The following is a 15,643-nucleotide window of genomic DNA, read 5'->3' on the forward strand; positions in this document are numbered from 1 at the left end:
CGCCCGGCGCCGGCACGACACCCGCCCCGGAACGCAAAGCGCCCCCCACGCACCCGCCAGAGCCCACTTACCCTTGCTGCCTTCCGGCCCTGGGGGAGTTGGGTGAGATAGCGCCACGTGAGGGGCTGGCCCCACCCTAGCCGATGGAAGCCCCCGGAATCGAGCCGGACCCCACCCGGACCTTCCGCGGACCTCCGCGGACGATCACGTTCGCGAGCACCCCCCAACGTCTTGTATTGTTCGTCCCGGAGGATTCGCCTAGTGGCCTAGGGCGCACGCTTGGAAAGCGTGTTGGGGGCAACCCCTCACGAGTTCGAATCTCGTATCCTCCGCCATTGCTCTCACCGGGCAATACGTTGAAGGGCCCCGCAGCTTGCTGCGGGGCCCTTCGGCGTTCCTCACCCCTTGACAGTCAAGGGGTGCGGAACGCGCCGCTTGGTCTCAGCTCCGGTCCGGCCCGTCCGCCTCGTACTCCCAAGGGTTGAGCAGGAGTGCGCCCGATCGCGCCAGATGCTTGATGTTGCGACTCACCAGCGTCCAGCCGTTCGCCAGGGCAGTGGCGGCGATCAGCGCATCAGGGGGATCAATGCTGGTTCCAGCACTCTTGAGCCTCTGGTGAAGAGCGAGGTAAGCGAGCGCCTCCCGCTCGCCCACGGCGGCGATCCGGTCGCGGTACTGATCGCGGATGTCCGTGAGCGCCCGCTCGAAGGCCGTGCGCCGCAGCGGATCACGTGTTCCCTCGACGCCTGCTTGGATCTCCGCAACCGTGATGACGCTCAGGTAGAGGGCAGGAGACGGAACCGATCGAGCCCATGCGACGACGGCCGGGGCGGGCTTCGGCCGGGTGGTGATCTCGGCGACCACGTTGGTGTCGAGCAGATGGATCACTCGCCGTCCGCCGCATCGTCGTAGGACCGCTGCCCGAACTCAAGGCCCTCGAACGGGGCCGCCGCAAGCCGCTCGAGGAATCCGTCGCTGCCCAAGGTCGCCCAGCGGTGCAGCATGTCGGGCAAGGCATCGATGTCGGTGTCCGCCAGCTCGGCGTCGAAGTGCCCCAGCTGGTGCTCGGGAAGGGACTCCCGGATCTCCCGGATCGTCCGCAGCGGATGGGACTCCTCAGGTCTGCGCGGCGGGAGCGGCAGGTTCGGGGCAGTGCTCATGATCGACTCCTCCACGCTGTGGTCACGGGCTCATGCCTGAGGACCACCCTAGGCCGGGCGGCCCGGGAGAAGGTCGCGAACGACCCGAGTCCCGTACCCTCCGCCATTGCTCTCACCGGGCGCCGGGACGGGGCAGTCGGCGGATACGATCCCGGATCATGGACTGGCTGGAGCGCACCGCGCGGCTGAGGCAGTGGACCCGTAGCGGGACGCGCGCTCCGCACAAGCCGCTGCTGTTCCTGTACGCCCTCGCCCGCTTCCGGCAGGACGCCGACGGCGAACTCCCCTACAGCGCGGTGGAGGAGGACCTGAAGCGGCTGCTGGCCGAGTACGGGCCGCCGCACCGGACGACGCCCGCGTACCCCTTCCACCACCTGGTCGGCGACGGCGTGTGGGAGGTACGGACCGTGCGCGGCCCCGGGAGCCCCGGGAGCGGCGTGCGGGAGCTGCGGGCGACGGGCGCCGCGGGGCGGCTGGCCCCGGAGCTGCGGGCGGCCCTGCGGCGGGAACCGGCGCTGCTCGACCGGATGGCGCGCACACTGCTCGACCTGAACTTCCCGCCCTCGCTCCACGACGAGCTGTGCGAGGCCACCGGCCTGGAGCTGGAGCCGGCCGCCGGGACCGCACGGCCCTCGACCGGGCGCAGGCAGCGCGACCGGCGGATGCGGGAACAGGTGCTGACCGCTTACGAGTACCGGTGCGCCTTCTGCGGATACGACGGCAGGCTCGGCGCCGTGACGGTCGGGCTGGAGGCCGCCCACGTGCGCTGGTGGGCCTTCGACGGGCCGGACGACGTCGCCAACGGACTGTGCCTGTGTTCGCTGCACCACAAGCTCTTCGACAAGGGCGCCCTCGGCATCGGCGAGGACCTCCGCATCCTGGTCTCGCAGCGCTTCGTCGGCCACAGCCCGGCCGCCCGCGCGCACGTCATGGACCTCTCGGGCCGCCCGCTCACCGGGCCCCAGCCGGGGGCCCCGACCGTCGCGGCGGACCATCGCGCCTGGCACACCGAAGAGGTCTTCCACGGCGCCGCGCGTCCCGCGGCCACCGCCACCACCACCTGAGCCGCTCCGCACCGCGCCGCACCGGGCCGCCGGCCGGGGCTGCGGGAGTCCCCGCCCGGAGGCCGTGTCACGCGGGGGAGGGCGGCTACCAGAGGTTGACGCCGTCGCCGGACGGGGGCGCCGGCTCCTCCGGGGCGAGTGCGGGCTGACACGTGAAGCCGAGCCGGGTCAGCGCCCTGACCACTTCGTTGGCCGTGAAGTCACGCGGGTCCTGGCGGGTGATGACCTGACCGACCTGCTTGACCGGGTACACCCGGCGGCCGATGGTCACCGAGGCCACGGAGGCGACGGTGATCGGCTGGGGTGCGACGCCCTTCATGGACGCCTCCACTTCGCCCTTGCTCAGGTCGAAGGGGAAACGGGCGATCACAAGACGCATGGTGGTACCTCCTCGGGCCGGAAGCGCCCCCGCCCGGCAATTCCGGTCAGGGGTCCTACTGGTGACGCGGGTGGTGAAGGTCCTCCTGGTACGACGCGACGCAGGGATGGACGTGGATAAACGAACCGGGGCCCGCACCCAAGGTGCGGGCCCCGGCGAATTCGCCTCGGCGATCAGGCGCTGACGATGTTCTCCGCCTGCGGACCCTTCGGCCCCTGCGTCACGTCGAACGTGACCTTCTGGCCTTCCTGGAGCTCGCGGAAGCCCTGGGAAGCGATGTTCGAGTAGTGGGCGAAGACGTCGGCGCCGCCGCCGTCCTGCGCGATGAAGCCGAAGCCCTTTTCAGAGTTGAACCACTTCACGGTGCCAGTAGCCATGCCACTTCTCCTTCAAACGGGGGCAGTTCCGGGGGCCGCACTGTGCGAGCCCCGCATCGCCGCGATGATTGCCCCGTACCCGGAAAGCACCGGAAACAAAAAGCGCGTCCGCCGGGAGAACACCAGGTCGGAAGCGCTTGTCGTCTTTTGGGAACCACAACTGCAACTGATTCGACAGTACCACGGCCTTGAGCGGCACCGCTGTGGTTCAGTTATTCGAATTAGCGTGATCGGGCGGCTGCTTGAACGCTGCGTGAACACAGTTTCGGTATCCGCGATAGCAGGTATTACGCCAGTCCACACATCGACAAAAGCACCTCGAAGCGGCGTGGATTTCGCGGGCCCTCGAACAGTCGGTGCCGGGCCGACCGCTACAGTGCGGGCGTGCCGTCGTACTCGATCGGGCAGGCCGCGAACCTGCTGGGCGTCAGCCCGGAGACCGTCCGCCGCTGGGCGGACAGCGGCCGCCTGCCCGCTTCCCGGCCGCCCGACGGCGCGGGAGCGTCCGGGGCCGGGGCCGGTGCCCGGGTCATCGACGGGGTGGCGCTCGCCGCGTTCGCCAAGGACCGCGCGGCCGGGCTGCACCCGGTGCCCGACAGCGGGGTGACCACCTCGGTCCGCAACTCCTTCGCCGGGATCGTCACGGGCCTGCGCGTGGACGACGTGGCGGCCCAGGTGGAGATCCAGTCCGGCCCGCACCGCCTGGTGTCCATGGTCACCCGGGAGTCGGTCGAGGAACTGGGCATCGAGGTCGGGGTGACCGTCACGGCCCGGGTGAAGTCCACGAACGTGCACGTCGACCTGCCGGCGCCCTGACCGAGGCCCGCCCCTGACCGCGGACCACCCCCGACCGAGGCCCTGCCGCCCCCTCCTACGCGCAATGCAGCGCCGCGTACAGGTCCAGCTTGTGGTCCAGCCGGGACAGGTCCCGACCGGTCAGCGCCTCCACCCTTTCGATGCGGTAGTGCACGGTGTTGACGTGCAGGTGCAGCGCCTCGGCCGTGCGCGTCCAGGAGCAGTTGTGCGCGAGGAACACCTCCAGCGTCTCCCGCAGCATCCCCTCCCCGAGCGCCCCCAGCGTCCGCGCCCCGAACACCGATCTGACCTCGGCCGGTACGCCCGCCAGCAGCGCTGCCAGGGTGTCCAGTTGGTCGATCACCCGGACCGCGACCCCGTCCCCCGCCGCGGTCAGCGCGAACCGGGCCTGGTTCAGCGAGGCCCGCAGGTCCTGCGTGCCCCGCGCCACCGCGCCGACGCCCACGCGCAGCTCCGCCCCCGGACGGCAGGCCTGGAGCAGCGGCCACAACCCGCGCAGCTCAGCGCCCAGATCGACCCCGGCGACGCCCTCGGGGGCGGGGCGGGGAGCGCCCTCGGGAGCAGATCGGGAAGCGCCCTCGCGGAGGCCCTCGTGGAGGCCTTCGTGGAGCACGGCGACCGTCCCGCCGACCGCCGCGACCCGACCCAGGTGTCGCAGCGCCTCGGCCAACGCGTCCCCGGAGGTGGCCACGAGCACCCGGTACGGGCCGCGCGCGGGCAGCCCGGCCGCGACCAGCGCGTCCTCCAGCGCCCCGGGGTCGGCGCTCGCCGACCCCTCCACCAGGGCGACCAGCTCCCGGGCCGCGGCCCGCTCCGCCGCGGTCCGCCGCGCCTGGCCGTCCCGGTACTGGGCGAGCACCTCGGCGATCTCGTGCAGCACCCGCGGCGGAGCCGCGTCCGCGTCCGGCAGGTGCAGCCGCCAGGCGTCGTACGGCGTGCCCTCCGCCTCGACGTTCAGCGAGACCCCGCCCAGGGCGCCGCCCACCGCGCCCGCCCCGCGCTGCGCCGGGAGGGCGGGCGCGGACGGCGTACGGGCGATCGTGCGCCCGCTCGCGGTCAGCAGGTAACAGGGCACCCGGCCCAGGTGCGCGCAGGCCCGGTCGAGGAGTTCGGCCGGTCCCGCGCCGCGCTCCAGCAGGCCGCTCAGCTCGCTGCGCACGTTCTCCGGCAGCGCGAAGAGCCGGGTCGGGCGGCGGCTCAGGTCCCCCCACTGACGCAGGTACACCGCCTCCGTCACGGCTCGGAAGCTGGTGCGCGCGGGCACGGCGACGATCGGCACCCGGCGGGCCCTGCAGGCGGCGACCAGCTCGTCCGGGACCCGGCCGTGGGTCTCCTCGCCAGCGAGCAGGGCCGTGGCCCCGGCGTCCGCGAGCGCGGCGACGAACCGGTCGGCCCTTTCGGGGTCGCCCTGCGCCCACCAGACCAGCCCGCTGAGCACCAGTTCCCCGGGGCCCAGGAAGCGGCCCGGGTCCTCCAGGTCGGTGGCGGTGACCCCGCTGACCTCCTGGCCGAGAAGGGCGTCCTCGCCCCAGAGCAGGGTGAGGCCGAGGTTTTCGGACTGGAGCAGGTCGAGGACGTGCACGGCGGGGACTCCTTGCGGCAGGGGGACTCCATACGGCGGGTGGCAGCCCACATTCGCCAGGCAAATACAGGAGACCCATAGTAAATGCCAGGGCAAGAGCGCCATAGTCCTCTTGGTTGATAATCCAGGGCGAGGCCGGTCGGGCCCCGCTTTTCCGTGCCCGTGACCAGTCGTGCCACCCCCCGCGCCGTTGCTTCACTGGCTGGAAACCTGCGGATCAACCGCGCGACGGATGCGCGGCCGACGCGCGACGGAGCGGAACAGACGGGGCTGGTGGCCGACCTTGGACCTCAACACGGTGCTCGACGTGCGCGACCCGCGGCGCCGCGAACCCTGGCGGCCGGGCGACGCCTACCTCGGCGGCGGCACCTACCTCTTCTCCGAGCCCCAGCCGCACGTCCGCCGCCTGATCGACCTCTCGCGCATGGGGTGGGCGCCCTTGTCCTGGAGCCCGGACGGGTCCCTCGACATCTCCGCGACCTGCACGATCGCCGAGCTGTCCCGCTTCGGCCGGGCCCTGCCCGCCACCGCCGCCCCGCTCATCGAGCAGTGCTGTCGCGCCTTCCTCGCCTCCTTCAAGATCTGGAACATGGCGACCGTCGGCGGCAACCTCTGCAACGGCCTGCCCGCGGGCCCGATGATCTCCCTCACCGCCGCGCTGGACGGCGTGTGCCTGCTCCGGGGCCAGGACGGCGTGCTGCGGCGGATCCCCGTCGCCGACTTCATCACCGGCGCCGGCCGCAAGGACCTGCGCGAGGGCGAACTGTTGCGGTCCGTCCGCCTCCCCGCCCGCGCGCTGGAGGGCCGTACCGCCTTCCGGCAGGCCTCGCTGTACGGGCTCGGGCGCTCCGCGGCCCTGGTCATCGGCGTCAGCGACCCCCGGGACGGCTCGCTCACGGTCACGATCACCGCCGCGACCGTGCGCCCCTTCCGCTTCTGGTTCCCGCTGCCGCCCACCGCCGCCGAACTGCGCGCCGCGATCGAGGCCGGGGTAGCGGAAGCCGACTGGTTCGACGACATCCACGGGCTCCCCGCCTGGCGCCACCACATGGGCCTGCGCCTGGCCGAGGAGGTCCGCCGCGAGCTCTCCCCCGATCCCCGTGACCGCACCGAACCCCGCCCCGGCCCCCGTACCCACACCCACGGCGACTTCTCGGAGGTACCCCGATGAGCTTCGAGATCGACATCAACCGGCGCCGCTGCGAGGTCGCGCCGCGCCCCGGCCAGTGCCTGCGCACCTACCTGCGCGACCAGGGCTGGTTCGGCGTCAAGAAGGGGTGCGACCAGGGCGACTGCGGGGCCTGCACGGTCCACGTCGACGGTCGCCCGGTGCACAGCTGCCTCTACCCGGCCGTCCGCGCCGAGGGCCGCTCCGTCACCACCGTCGAGGGTCTGGCCCGGCCGGACGGCGAGCTCCACCCGACGCAGCAGCGCTTCCTCGACGCCCAGGGCTTCCAGTGCGGTTTCTGCACGGCCGGGTTCCTCATGACCACCACCGCCCTCGAAGCCGAGCGCGGTACGCCCGCCGACGACGGCAAACTCGACGACCTGCCGCGCGCCTTCAAGGGCAACCTCTGTCGCTGCACGGGCTACCGGGCCATCGAGGACGCGGTGCGCGGGGTCACGCACACCGAGTCCCCCGGGGCCGGGCAGGCCGTCGGCAGGTCCCTGGGCGCCCCCGCCGGCCCCCAGGTCGTCACCGGCGCCGCCCGCTACACCTTCGACGTCGAGGTGCCCGGGCTGCTGCACATGAAGCTGCTGCGCTCTCCGCACCCGCACGCCCGGATCGTCTCCATCGACACCCGCGACGCCCTCCGGGTGCCCGGCGTGCACGCGGTCCTCACCCACCACGACGCCCCCGACCGGCTGTACTCCTCCGCCCGGCACGAGCACCCCACCGAGGACCCGATGGACACCCGGGTCCTGGACGACGTGGTCCGCTTCGTCGGCCAGCGGGTGGCGGCGGTCGTCGCCGACAGCGAGCGGGCGGCCGAGGAGGGGTGCCGGCGCGTGGTCGTCACGTACGAGGAACTGCCGTACGTGATCGACCCGGAGGAGGCCATGCTCCCCGGCGCCCCCGTCCTGCACCCCAAGGGACCCGAGTCGGGCATCTTCCGCGCCGAGAACAACGTGTGCGGCGAGGTCCACCACACCCTGGGCGACATGGAGCGGGGGTACGCGCAGGCGGACGTCGTGTACGAGGAGACCTTCCAGACGCAGCGGGTGCAGCACGCGAGCCTGGAGACCCACGGCAGCGTCGCGTACTTCGAGCCCAAGGAGGACGGCGACGGCGAGCGCGTCACCGTCCGCTCCTCCACCCAGGCGCCGTTCCTGACCCGGCGGGCCCTGTGCGCCCTCTACGACCTCGGCGAGGACGAGGTCCGCGTCGTCGCGGGCCGCGTGGGCGGCGGTTTCGGCGGCAAGCAGGAGATGCTCACCGAGGACATCGTGGTCCTCGCCGCCCTGAAGCTGCGGCGCCCGGTGAAGCTCGAATTCACCCGGGCCGAGCAGTTCTACGGCGCCACCACCCGCCATCCCTTCAAGATCACCATCAAGATCGGGGCCAAGGCCGACGGCACGCTCACCGCGCTGCGCATCCGCGTCGTCTCCAACACCGGGGCGTACGGAAACCACGGCCCGGCGGTGATGTTCCACAGCGTCGGCGAGTCCTTCGCCGTCTACAAGGCGCCGAACAAACAGGTCGAGGCGTACTCCGTCTACACCAACGGGGTCCCGGCGGGCGCCTTCCGCGGCTACGGCCTCGGCCAGGTCCTCTTCGCCCTCGAATCCGTCATGGACGAGCTCGCGATCCGGCTCGGCATGGACCCGCTCGCACTGCGCGAGAAGAACGTCATCGGCGCCGGCGACCCCCTGGTCACCCCGATCGGTCACGAGGAGGACCTCTTCATCGCCTCCTACGGCATGAAGCAGTGCATGGACGTCGTCCGCCGGGCCATCGCCGAGGACCGCAGCCACGAGGACGTTCCGCCGGGCTGGCTGACCGGGACGGGCTCGGCGGTCGCGATGATCGCGACCGGCCCGCCGGGCGGCCACTTCGCCGATGCCACCGTCAGCCTGCTGCGCGACGGGACGTACGACATCGCGGTGGGCACGGCCGAGTTCGGCAACGGCACCACCACCGTCCACAAGCAGATCACCGCGGGCGCGTTGAACACCACGGTCGACCGGATCGCGGTCCGCCAGTCGGACACGGACGTCGTGCGCCACGACACCGGCGCCTTCGGTTCGGCGGGCACGGTGGTGGCGGGCAAGGCCGTGATGCTGGCGGCCCAGTCGCTCGCGGAGCGCCTGGTGACCTTCGCGGCCCGGCACACGGGCGTCGCGCGGCACCTGTGCGCGCTCGGGGCCGAGGCCCTCGACTGCGCGGGCCGCGTCGTCACCCTCAAGGAGCTGTACGAGGCCGCGCACGACCGGGGCGCGCTGCGGGAGGTCGCGGCGGACGGCCACTGGGGCGGCTCCCCGCGCTCGGTGGCCTTCAACGCCCAGTGGTTCCGCCTCGCGGTGGATCCGGACACCGGCGAGATGAAGATCCTGCGCAGCGTCCACGCGGCCGACGCGGGCAAGGTCATGAACCCGATGCAGTGCCGCGGCCAGGTCGAGGGCGGGGTGGCGCAGGCACTCGGCGCCACGCTCTTCGAGACGGTGCGCGTGGACGAGCGCGGGGAGGTCACCACGGCCGCGTTCCGGCGCTACCGCCTCCCGCAGTACGCGGACGTCCCGCGCACCGAGGTGCACTTCATGGAGACCTCGGACGCGATCGGGCCGCTGGGGGCCAAGTCCATGTCCGAGAGCCCCTTCAACCCGGTGGCCCCGGCCTTCGCGAACGCGCTGCGGGACGCGACGGGCGTGCGGTTCACGGAACTGCCCGTCACTCGGGACGTCGTCTGGCAGAAGATGCAAGGCCGTACCGAATAGTTCTCACACAGATGCCACCCACATCATGAGATGGGCCTGGCAGATGAGTTCCGGTGGGTACCCGCGCGGGCATGACAACGGCATGGCCAAACTCATGCTGCACGGAGACCTGGACCACCCGGCCGTCCTCGGCGTCGCGGACCTGCGGGGCTGGCCGGCGCACCGGGCCGAGGTGACCTTCGACTGCGCCACGAACGGCCCGCAGCACCACGTGTTCGAGGGCCCGCTGCTGCGCGAGGTGGTGGCGGACGCGGGGCCGGCCTTCGACGCCCGGCGCCGCAAGGACCGTTCGCGCTTCCTGCTCGCGATCAGCGGCGGGGACGGCCACCACACGGTCCTGGCGTGGGCCGAGCTGGACGCCGACTTCGGCGCCAGCCCGGTCCTGCTGGCCACCCGCATGGACGGGGTGGACCTCGACGCGGCGGGCAGCCAGCTGGTGGTCCCCTCCGACCGCTGCGGGGCGCGCTACGTCAGCGCGGTCACGCACGTCTGGTTCGGCGCCCTGACGACGCCGAGCCCGGGCACCTGACCCGGCGCCCGGTGGACCGCTACGGCGCCGCGGCGCGCAGCCGGGCCACGGCGTAGAGCGGCGCACCGAGGGTCAGCAGCCGGAAGGTCCCGGCGGCCATCCGGTGGCCGATGCTGATCCGTTCCATCACCCGGTGGTCGCTCACCCGCTCCCAGCCCGGGGCCACGGCGGCGAGTCCGCGACCGCCCCGGGCGCCGGAGCGGAACCGCGCCCCCGTCGCCTTGACGATCGGGTGCCGCCCGCTGAGCGCGACCTTCGGGTGGAAGTAGTCCGCCACCAGCTCGGCGGCGGGGAAGGCCGCCCGGCAGGAGAGCAGGAACGCGCGCAGCCCGGCCGGGTCCAGGTACATCAACACGCCCTCGGTCAGGACCAGTACGTGCCGCCGCTCCCCGACGAGGGGTAGCAGTGGGAGCGCCCAGCCCGGCTCCGTGATCGAGCCGGCGAAGACCCGGGTGCGGTCGGCCGGCATGAGCGCGGCCCGCAGCTCGACGACGTCCGGCATGTCGACGCCGAGCCAGCTGACGGTGGGCGGGACGGCGCCCGCGAGGCGCTCGGCGCGGGTGTCCAGGCCGATGCCCGCCTGGACGACCACCGCGTCGGGGTGTGCCCGGCAGAAGGCGGCGGTCAGTTCGTCGAAGACGATGGCCCGGTGGACCGAACCGGCCGCGTTGCCCCGGTCGGTCAGCACCTCGGGATCGCGGTAGCCGGTCGCCGCCAACAGGGCGGTGGCCGCGGGGTCGCGGAACGCGGTGCCCGGCAGGAGTTCGGCGGCGTGGGCGCGGCCGTAGAGGGGGGTCAGCAGGGTCATGGCCACACCGCTGAGGCCGTGGCCACCGCTGCCGGCGGCACCGGCGCCGTGCTCGTGCTCGGGATCGGGGGTCTTCGACATGGACGTGCGCTCCTCGGATCGACGGGATGGGGGCCGCTGCTCAGCGACGGTGGAGGACGACCTCGGGGTCGGTGGCCGTCGGGCCGTCCAGGCGGGGGGCCGGGACGCCGCGCAGGTGCAGGTCGAAGAAGTCACCGACGTACGCCCGCGTGATCTGCTGGGAGCGGGTGCCCGAGAGCGGGGTCTCCGGGTGGTCGTAGCCCACCTGGTCGCCGAGCACCGGCCAGTCGGTGAAGCCCGGGTGGCCCGCGCCCGTGACCGTCAGCCAGCGCTTCCAGCCGTCCAGGCGGGGCCAGGTGTCCTCCCAGGAGGTGTCGGGCAGGTCCGGCGGCACCAGGGCGGGGTCCTCGGCGAGCATCAGGAAGGGTCGGCCGCCGAGGCCGCCTTCGGGTACCGGGGTGAAGAAGGTGCCGTCCATGTTGACCCCGGCGTCCACGCGGGGGTCGGCGGCCATGGTCGCCGAGGCCGCGGCCCCGCCGATGGAGTGCCCGGCCATGCCGATGCGCCGGGGGTCGATCAGTGCGGAGTGGCGCCACGCGGCCCGGGGGCCGGTGAGCCGGTCCAGGACGAAGGAGACGTCGCGGGCCCGGCCGTCGGAGACCCGGCGCAGGGACCCGTCGGGGAAGACCTGCCCGCAGGCCGTGCAGGGCAGCAGCCGTCCGCCGGGGAAGAGCGTTCCGTCCGACTCGTAGGCGTGGTCCACGGCGGCCACGACGTACCCGCGGCTGGCCAGGTCCTCCGCCAGGGTGCTCAGCGTCGCGCGCGGCATGGTGAAGCCGGGGGAGAGCACGATCAGCGGGTAGCGCTGCGCGGCGGGCCGCGGGAGCGCGCCGGACCGGGCGTGCGTGCGGGTCGCGGCGAGGCGCTCGGGGGTGACGTACTCACCGAGCCGCCCCCGGTCGGTCAGCAGCGCCTTGGCCTCGGGAACGGCCAGGTAGGGGGCGGGAGTTCCGGTGTGCGCGAGCGCCGGGTAGTAGAGCGACAGCAGTAACTCCCGGTCGGCCGTGGGCACCCAGGGGTCCTTGCGGTCGTGGTCCACGAGGTGGAGCGTGTCGCGGCCCACGGCCGACGGGCCGGTGGGGGCGGGGAGTTCGAGACGCGCGACCGGGGCGGGCGCCGCGAGGGCGGCGGGGGCCGAGAGCGCGAGGGCGGCCGCCGCGGCGACCAGTGCACGGATGATCCTCTTCATGACCCCACCCTAAAACCAATAAGGCAAGGCTTACCTAACTATCCTCGATTTCCAGCGACTCGGACGGGAAATACCCCTCGGCAACGGTTACCGATGGGTAGCAACGGCGGTAGCGTGAGCCGCCGAGAGACGAGATCGGAGTGCCATGCCCCGCACCTTCAGCGTGTCCGACAGCATCCTCATCGACGTCAGCCCGGCCACCGCCTACCTGCGGGTCTCCGACCCCGTCGACATGGGGAGCTGGAGTCCGGAGAACCTGGGGGCGACCCTGCGCGGCGACCGCCGGGAGGGCGCGTACGTCGGCATGGCCTTCGACGGCCACAACAAGCGCGGCGCCTTCCGCTGGACCACCCGCTGCACGGTCACGGCGGCCGACCAGGACCGGCTCTTCCGCTTCCGGGTCCACTCCATCGGCTTCAAGCGACCGCGACTGCCCGGACCCATCGCCACCTGGGAGTACCGCTTCGAGGCCGACGGGGGCGGGACCCGGGTGACGGAGACCTGGACCGACGACCGTCGCTCCTGGCCCGACCCCGTGGCCAACGCCTTCGACCGGGTGGCGACCCGCGGGCACACCTTCGCCGACTTCCAGCAGCGCAACATCCGGACCACCCTGCGGAACCTCAAGGCGGCCCTCGAAGCGGCCCCGCCGGCGCGCTGAGCGGTGCCGGCGCACCGGCGGCGGCGTCCTCAGCCCAGCTTCGGCATCTCACCCACCGTGGTCGTGACGTCGATCAGGGCGAGGGCCGCGCCCTGCGGGTCGGTGACCGCCGCGAACCGGCCGAAGGGGCTGTCCATCGGCCCGAAGTGCAGCGTCCCGCCCAGCTCGGTGGTCCTGGCGACCGCCGCGTCGCAGTCCGGGACCGTGAAGTAGACCTGGACGTAGGACGGGATCTCCGGCGGGAACTCGGAGCCCATCGTCATCCGCCCCAGCACCGGATTGTCCGGACCGCCCAGACCGAAGACCTTGAAGTCCATGCCCTCGGCCTCCGGGCCGTCGCCCAGGTCGACCTGGTGCGAGGTGTACGGGAACACCTTCGGCAGGAAGGCGTCCGCCGCGGCCGCGTCCCGGGTGAAGACCTCCGCCCAGCAGTACGCGCCCGGCTCGGCCACCTTCTCGAAGCCCTTGTGCTCCCCCGGCTGCCAGACGCCGAAGACCGCGCCGCTCGGTTCCTTGGCGATCGCCATCGTGCCGAAGGTGCCGACCTGCATCGGCTCCATCAGGACCTCGCCGCCCGCCGCCCTGATCTTCGACGCGGTCGCGGCCGCGTCGGGCGAGGCGAAGTAGAGGCACCACTGCGAGGTCCCCTCCTGCCCCGGCATCGGCGGGACCACGGCCGCCACCGCCTTGCCGTCGGCGTAGGCCTGCGTGTAGTTGCCGTACTCGCTGGAGGCATCGCCGAAGGTCCAGCCGAGCACTGCGCCGTAGAAGCTCTTCGCACCCTCCACGTCGGTGAACATCGCGTCCACCCAACACGGTGCGCCTTCCGGGAAATCGGTCATCGCCATCGACTCCTGAGTCTGCGGATCCCTCACCGGGGTCCCCGTCTGGTCCCTCACCGGTCCCTCACCCGTCCCTCACCGGTCATCCCTCCCACGCTAGGCGCGCGGTGCGTCCCCCGCGCGCGGAGCACGGGCGCGCGGGACGCTGGAGCCATGGACATCACGATGCGCCTCGCCCAGCAGCCGGAGGCCGACGCCCTGCTCGGGCGCAGCCCCCTGGCCGCCCTCGTCGGCATGCTGCTGGACCAGCAGGTACCGATGGAGTGGGCGTTCACCGGCCCCTACACGATCGCCCGGCGGATGGGGGCGGACGACCTGGACGCGCACGCGATCGCCGCCCACGACCCGGACGCCTTCGCGGCGCTGCTGTCCGAGAAGCCGGCCGTCCACCGCTATCCGGCGTCGATGGCGAAGCGGGTGCAGCAGCTGTGCGCGTACCTGGTCGAGCACTACGACGGGGACGCGGCCGCCGTGTGGACGGGCGTCGGGACCGGCGCCGAGCTGCTGCGGCGCCTGAAGGAGCTGCCGGGCTTCGGCGAGCAGAAGGCCAAGATCTTCCTGGCGCTGCTGGGCAAGCGGCTCGACGTACGGCCGCAGGGATGGCGCCGGGCCGCGGGGGACTACGGGGACGCCGGGGTCTACCGCTCCGCCGCCGACATCACCGGGCCGGAGTCCCTCGCGAAGGTACGGGCGCACAAGCAGGAGGCGAAGGCCGCCGCCAAGGCGGCCGCCCACGTCCCACCCGCCGGGAATTGACCGGAGAAACAGTGGTGGAATTGGCCCCTGAAACCGGTCAACAGGGCCCGTAGATTAGGGGACATGAACACCGAAGCCGCACCGCAGACCGCGCACCTGACCCGCTCCGCCACCGCCGAGGCCATCTCCGACGCCCCCGGCAGCCTGATCACCCTGCTCGCCGACTCCGACACCACCGGCGGCGCGCTGACCTGCAACACCGCGATCTTCGAGGAGGGCGCGGCCGGCGCCCCGGTGCACTTCCACACCAAGGCGACCGAGTTCTTCTTCGTGACCTCGGGTCAGCTCGACGTGCTGGTCGACGACGAGGTCCGGACGCTGGGCAAGGGCGACTTCCTCGCCGTCCCGCCCGGCGTCAAGCACGCCTTCGCGCCCGCCGCCGGGCACACCGCGGAAGTCCTCGTCGGCTTCACGCCCGGCATGGGCCGCTTCGACTACTACCGGCTGCTGGGCCGGGTCAACGCGGGCGAGGCCACCGTCCAGGACATCAAGGACTCCTCGCCCGTGTACGACAACCACTACGCCGAGAGCGCCGCCTGGAGCGGCCGCCGGCGCAGCGCCGAGCCGTAGGTCTCGTCGGCGTCCAGGCGCCGCAGCTCCTCAGCGATCAGCTCGGCGTCGCTGCGGATCTTCAGCGCGACCGTACGGTCCGGACTCCCCGGCAGCACCAGCGTCGCCAGCGCCCCCTTGGGCCGGTCCACCCGTATCTCGCCGCCCGTGGTCTCCAGCCGGACACGGGTGATGACGGGACCGTCGGTGGTCACCCGGGTGAAGGGCACCCCGAGCCGGTCCTCCAACCAGCGGGCGAGCAGCTCGGCGCTCGGGTTGTCCGCCTCGCTCTCCACGGACCCGCCGGTCACCGGGAGCGGCTTCTGGTCCAGCGCCGCGGCCAGCAGCGCCCGCCAGGGCGTCAGCCGGGTCCACGCCAGATCGGTGTCCCCGGGGGCGTACACCGCGGCGCGCTCGTCCAGCACCGCGACCGGGTCGAGCGCCGCCTGCGCGTCGGTGATCCGGCGCTTGGCCAGCGCGCCCAGCGCGTCCCGGGCCGGATCGGCCGGGGCGTCGGCGGGCCACCAGGCCACGACGGGCGCGTCCGGCACCAGCAGCGGCAGCACCACGGAACCGGGGTGGCCGGTCAGTTCGCCGTGCAGCCGCAGCAGTACGACCTCCCCGCTCCCCGCGTCCGAGCCGACCCGCAGCTCCGCGTCGAGCCGGGTCTGGCGCAGCTTGTGCGGACCGCGCGAGGTCCGCTTGATGACCGCGATGATCCGACAGGGGTGCTCGCGCGAGGCCTCCGAGGCCGCACGGACGGCGTCGTAGGCGTTCTCCTCGTCGGTGACCACGACCAGGGTCAGGACGAGGCCCATGGTCGGGCTGCCCACGGCCCGGCGGGCCTCCAGGAGGGCCCGGTTTACCTGGCTGGACGTGGTGTCGGTGAGTTCGGTCCGCATCCCAGGAGTCTC

General features: G+C 72.8%; 17 protein-coding genes, 1 tRNA gene and 1 other RNA gene. 9 read left to right on the top strand and 10 right to left on the bottom strand.

From position 1 onward, the window contains the following. Positions 1 to 31 precede the first annotated feature (31 nt). Positions 32 to 130, bottom strand: an RNA gene (ffs, locus tag ACIQWR_RS29775) — signal recognition particle sRNA small type. A gap of 117 nt (positions 131 to 247) precedes the next feature. Between ffs and ACIQWR_RS29780 the strand changes: the two genes are divergently transcribed. Beyond that, positions 248 to 335 (top strand) — tRNA-Ser (locus ACIQWR_RS29780). Positions 336 to 441: 106 nt separating this feature from the next. Here ACIQWR_RS29780 and ACIQWR_RS29785 read toward each other — a convergent pair. Continuing rightward, positions 442 to 888 (bottom strand): type II toxin-antitoxin system VapC family toxin, encoded by a 447-nt coding sequence (locus tag ACIQWR_RS29785; RefSeq protein WP_404015763.1) that lies wholly within the window; start codon positions 886 to 888, stop codon positions 442 to 444. Then, a complete protein-coding gene (locus ACIQWR_RS29790; RefSeq protein ID WP_404015766.1) occupies positions 885 to 1,160 on the bottom strand; it encodes a hypothetical protein in 276 nt (91 codons plus the stop codon). Before ACIQWR_RS29790 ends, ACIQWR_RS29785 begins: the two co-directional genes overlap by 4 nt. A 158-nt stretch (positions 1,161 to 1,318) precedes the next feature. Between ACIQWR_RS29790 and ACIQWR_RS29795 the strand changes: the two genes are divergently transcribed. Beyond that, positions 1,319 to 2,224, top strand: coding sequence for a phosphorothioated DNA-binding restriction endonuclease (locus tag ACIQWR_RS29795; protein WP_404015769.1), 906 nt, complete (start codon positions 1,319 to 1,321; stop codon positions 2,222 to 2,224). A gap of 85 nt (positions 2,225 to 2,309) precedes the next feature. Here the strand turns inward: ACIQWR_RS29795 and ACIQWR_RS29800 are convergent, their stop codons facing one another. Further along, entirely contained in the window at positions 2,310 to 2,603 is a 294-nt protein-coding gene (locus tag ACIQWR_RS29800; protein ID WP_354378972.1) for an SCO5918 family protein, read from the bottom strand. A gap of 173 nt (positions 2,604 to 2,776) precedes the next feature. Next, the gene (locus ACIQWR_RS29805; protein WP_399264669.1) at positions 2,777 to 2,980 is read right to left on the bottom strand and encodes a cold-shock protein; all 204 of its coding nucleotides are present in this window, start codon (positions 2,978 to 2,980) and stop codon (positions 2,777 to 2,779) included. 384 nt (positions 2,981 to 3,364) lie between these two features. Here ACIQWR_RS29805 and ACIQWR_RS29810 point away from each other — a divergent pair, with 384 nt between their 5' ends. Next, positions 3,365 to 3,796, top strand: a complete 432-nt coding sequence (locus ACIQWR_RS29810) for a TOBE domain-containing protein (RefSeq protein WP_404015772.1) — start codon at positions 3,365 to 3,367, stop codon at positions 3,794 to 3,796. 55 nt (positions 3,797 to 3,851) lie between these two features. Here the strand turns inward: ACIQWR_RS29810 and ACIQWR_RS29815 are convergent, their stop codons facing one another. Next, on the bottom strand, positions 3,852 to 5,378 hold the full coding sequence (locus ACIQWR_RS29815; RefSeq protein ID WP_404015774.1) for a helix-turn-helix domain-containing protein: 1,527 nt from the start codon (positions 5,376 to 5,378) through the stop codon (positions 3,852 to 3,854). A gap of 283 nt (positions 5,379 to 5,661) precedes the next feature. On the opposite strand from ACIQWR_RS29815, the gene ACIQWR_RS29820 reads away from it, so the two are divergent. The 3 genes from ACIQWR_RS29820 to ACIQWR_RS29830 all read left to right on the top strand — a co-directional run bounded on the left by ACIQWR_RS29820 (position 5,662) and on the right by ACIQWR_RS29830 (position 9,843). Continuing rightward, the gene (locus tag ACIQWR_RS29820) at positions 5,662 to 6,549 is read left to right on the top strand and encodes an FAD binding domain-containing protein (protein WP_404015777.1); all 888 of its coding nucleotides are present in this window, start codon (positions 5,662 to 5,664) and stop codon (positions 6,547 to 6,549) included. After that, entirely contained in the window at positions 6,546 to 9,314 is a 2,769-nt protein-coding gene (locus ACIQWR_RS29825) for a molybdopterin-dependent oxidoreductase (protein WP_404015779.1), read from the top strand. Before ACIQWR_RS29820 ends, ACIQWR_RS29825 begins: the two co-directional genes overlap by 4 nt. Positions 9,315 to 9,396: 82 nt before the next feature. Continuing rightward, a complete protein-coding gene (locus ACIQWR_RS29830; RefSeq protein WP_404015782.1) occupies positions 9,397 to 9,843 on the top strand; it encodes a molybdopterin-dependent oxidoreductase in 447 nt (148 codons plus the stop codon). 19 nt (positions 9,844 to 9,862) lie between these two features. Here ACIQWR_RS29830 and ACIQWR_RS29835 read toward each other — a convergent pair whose 3' ends face one another. Further along, complete coding sequence (locus ACIQWR_RS29835) at positions 9,863 to 10,732, bottom strand: class I SAM-dependent methyltransferase (protein WP_404015784.1); 870 nt, start codon at positions 10,730 to 10,732, stop codon at positions 9,863 to 9,865. Positions 10,733 to 10,772: 40 nt separating this feature from the next. Further along, on the bottom strand, positions 10,773 to 11,921 hold the full coding sequence (locus tag ACIQWR_RS29840; RefSeq protein ID WP_404015786.1) for an alpha/beta hydrolase family protein: 1,149 nt from the start codon (positions 11,919 to 11,921) through the stop codon (positions 10,773 to 10,775). Positions 11,922 to 12,066: 145 nt separating this feature from the next. On the opposite strand from ACIQWR_RS29840, the gene ACIQWR_RS29845 reads away from it, so the two are divergent. Continuing rightward, entirely contained in the window at positions 12,067 to 12,582 is a 516-nt protein-coding gene (locus tag ACIQWR_RS29845) for an SRPBCC family protein (protein WP_404015789.1), read from the top strand. Positions 12,583 to 12,611: 29 nt separating this feature from the next. Here the strand turns inward: ACIQWR_RS29845 and ACIQWR_RS29850 are convergent, their stop codons facing one another. Beyond that, entirely contained in the window at positions 12,612 to 13,424 is an 813-nt protein-coding gene (locus tag ACIQWR_RS29850; RefSeq protein ID WP_404015793.1) for a VOC family protein, read from the bottom strand. Positions 13,425 to 13,577: 153 nt separating this feature from the next. Between ACIQWR_RS29850 and ACIQWR_RS29855 the strand changes: the two genes are divergently transcribed. Both ACIQWR_RS29855 and ACIQWR_RS29860 read left to right on the top strand, forming a co-directional pair. Then, complete coding sequence (locus tag ACIQWR_RS29855) at positions 13,578 to 14,180, top strand: HhH-GPD-type base excision DNA repair protein (protein ID WP_404015796.1); 603 nt, start codon at positions 13,578 to 13,580, stop codon at positions 14,178 to 14,180. A 63-nt stretch (positions 14,181 to 14,243) separates the two neighbouring features. Then, positions 14,244 to 14,750, top strand: a complete 507-nt coding sequence (locus tag ACIQWR_RS29860; RefSeq protein ID WP_404015799.1) for a cupin domain-containing protein — start codon at positions 14,244 to 14,246, stop codon at positions 14,748 to 14,750. On the opposite strand, the gene opcA is transcribed toward ACIQWR_RS29860, so the two are convergent. After that, complete coding sequence (gene opcA / locus ACIQWR_RS29865) at positions 14,699 to 15,631, bottom strand: glucose-6-phosphate dehydrogenase assembly protein OpcA (RefSeq protein ID WP_404015801.1); 933 nt, start codon at positions 15,629 to 15,631, stop codon at positions 14,699 to 14,701. The two genes, ACIQWR_RS29860 and opcA, sit on opposite strands and share 52 nt — an antisense overlap. Positions 15,632 to 15,643 lie beyond the last annotated feature (12 nt).

This window comes from Streptomyces sp. NPDC098789, assembly GCF_044759975.1.
In the GTDB taxonomy this organism is placed as follows: domain Bacteria; phylum Actinomycetota; class Actinomycetes; order Streptomycetales; family Streptomycetaceae; genus Streptomyces.

Bases quoted from the DNA above. Each gene is read 5' to 3' on its own strand.
- ACIQWR_RS29790 (WP_404015766.1), bottom strand. From the start codon at position 1,160: ATGAGCACTGCCCCGAACCTGCCGCTCCCGCCGCGCAGACCTGAGGAG.
- ACIQWR_RS29795 (WP_404015769.1), top strand. From the start codon at position 1,319: ATGGACTGGCTGGAGCGCACCGCGCGGCTGAGGCAGTGGACCCGTAGC.
- ACIQWR_RS29800 (WP_354378972.1), bottom strand. From the start codon at position 2,603: ATGCGTCTTGTGATCGCCCGTTTCCCCTTCGACCTGAGCAAGGGCGAA.
- ACIQWR_RS29805 (WP_399264669.1), bottom strand. From the start codon at position 2,980: ATGGCTACTGGCACCGTGAAGTGGTTCAACTCTGAAAAGGGCTTCGGC.
- ACIQWR_RS29825 (WP_404015779.1), top strand. From the start codon at position 6,546: ATGAGCTTCGAGATCGACATCAACCGGCGCCGCTGCGAGGTCGCGCCG.
- ACIQWR_RS29830 (WP_404015782.1), top strand. From the start codon at position 9,397: ATGGCCAAACTCATGCTGCACGGAGACCTGGACCACCCGGCCGTCCTC.
- ACIQWR_RS29835 (WP_404015784.1), bottom strand. From the start codon at position 10,732: ATGTCGAAGACCCCCGATCCCGAGCACGAGCACGGCGCCGGTGCCGCC.
- ACIQWR_RS29840 (WP_404015786.1), bottom strand. From the start codon at position 11,921: ATGAAGAGGATCATCCGTGCACTGGTCGCCGCGGCGGCCGCCCTCGCG.
- ACIQWR_RS29845 (WP_404015789.1), top strand. From the start codon at position 12,067: ATGCCCCGCACCTTCAGCGTGTCCGACAGCATCCTCATCGACGTCAGC.
- ACIQWR_RS29850 (WP_404015793.1), bottom strand. From the start codon at position 13,424: ATGACCGATTTCCCGGAAGGCGCACCGTGTTGGGTGGACGCGATGTTC.
- ACIQWR_RS29855 (WP_404015796.1), top strand. From the start codon at position 13,578: ATGGACATCACGATGCGCCTCGCCCAGCAGCCGGAGGCCGACGCCCTG.
- ACIQWR_RS29860 (WP_404015799.1), top strand. From the start codon at position 14,244: ATGAACACCGAAGCCGCACCGCAGACCGCGCACCTGACCCGCTCCGCC.
- opcA (WP_404015801.1), bottom strand. From the start codon at position 15,631: ATGCGGACCGAACTCACCGACACCACGTCCAGCCAGGTAAACCGGGCC.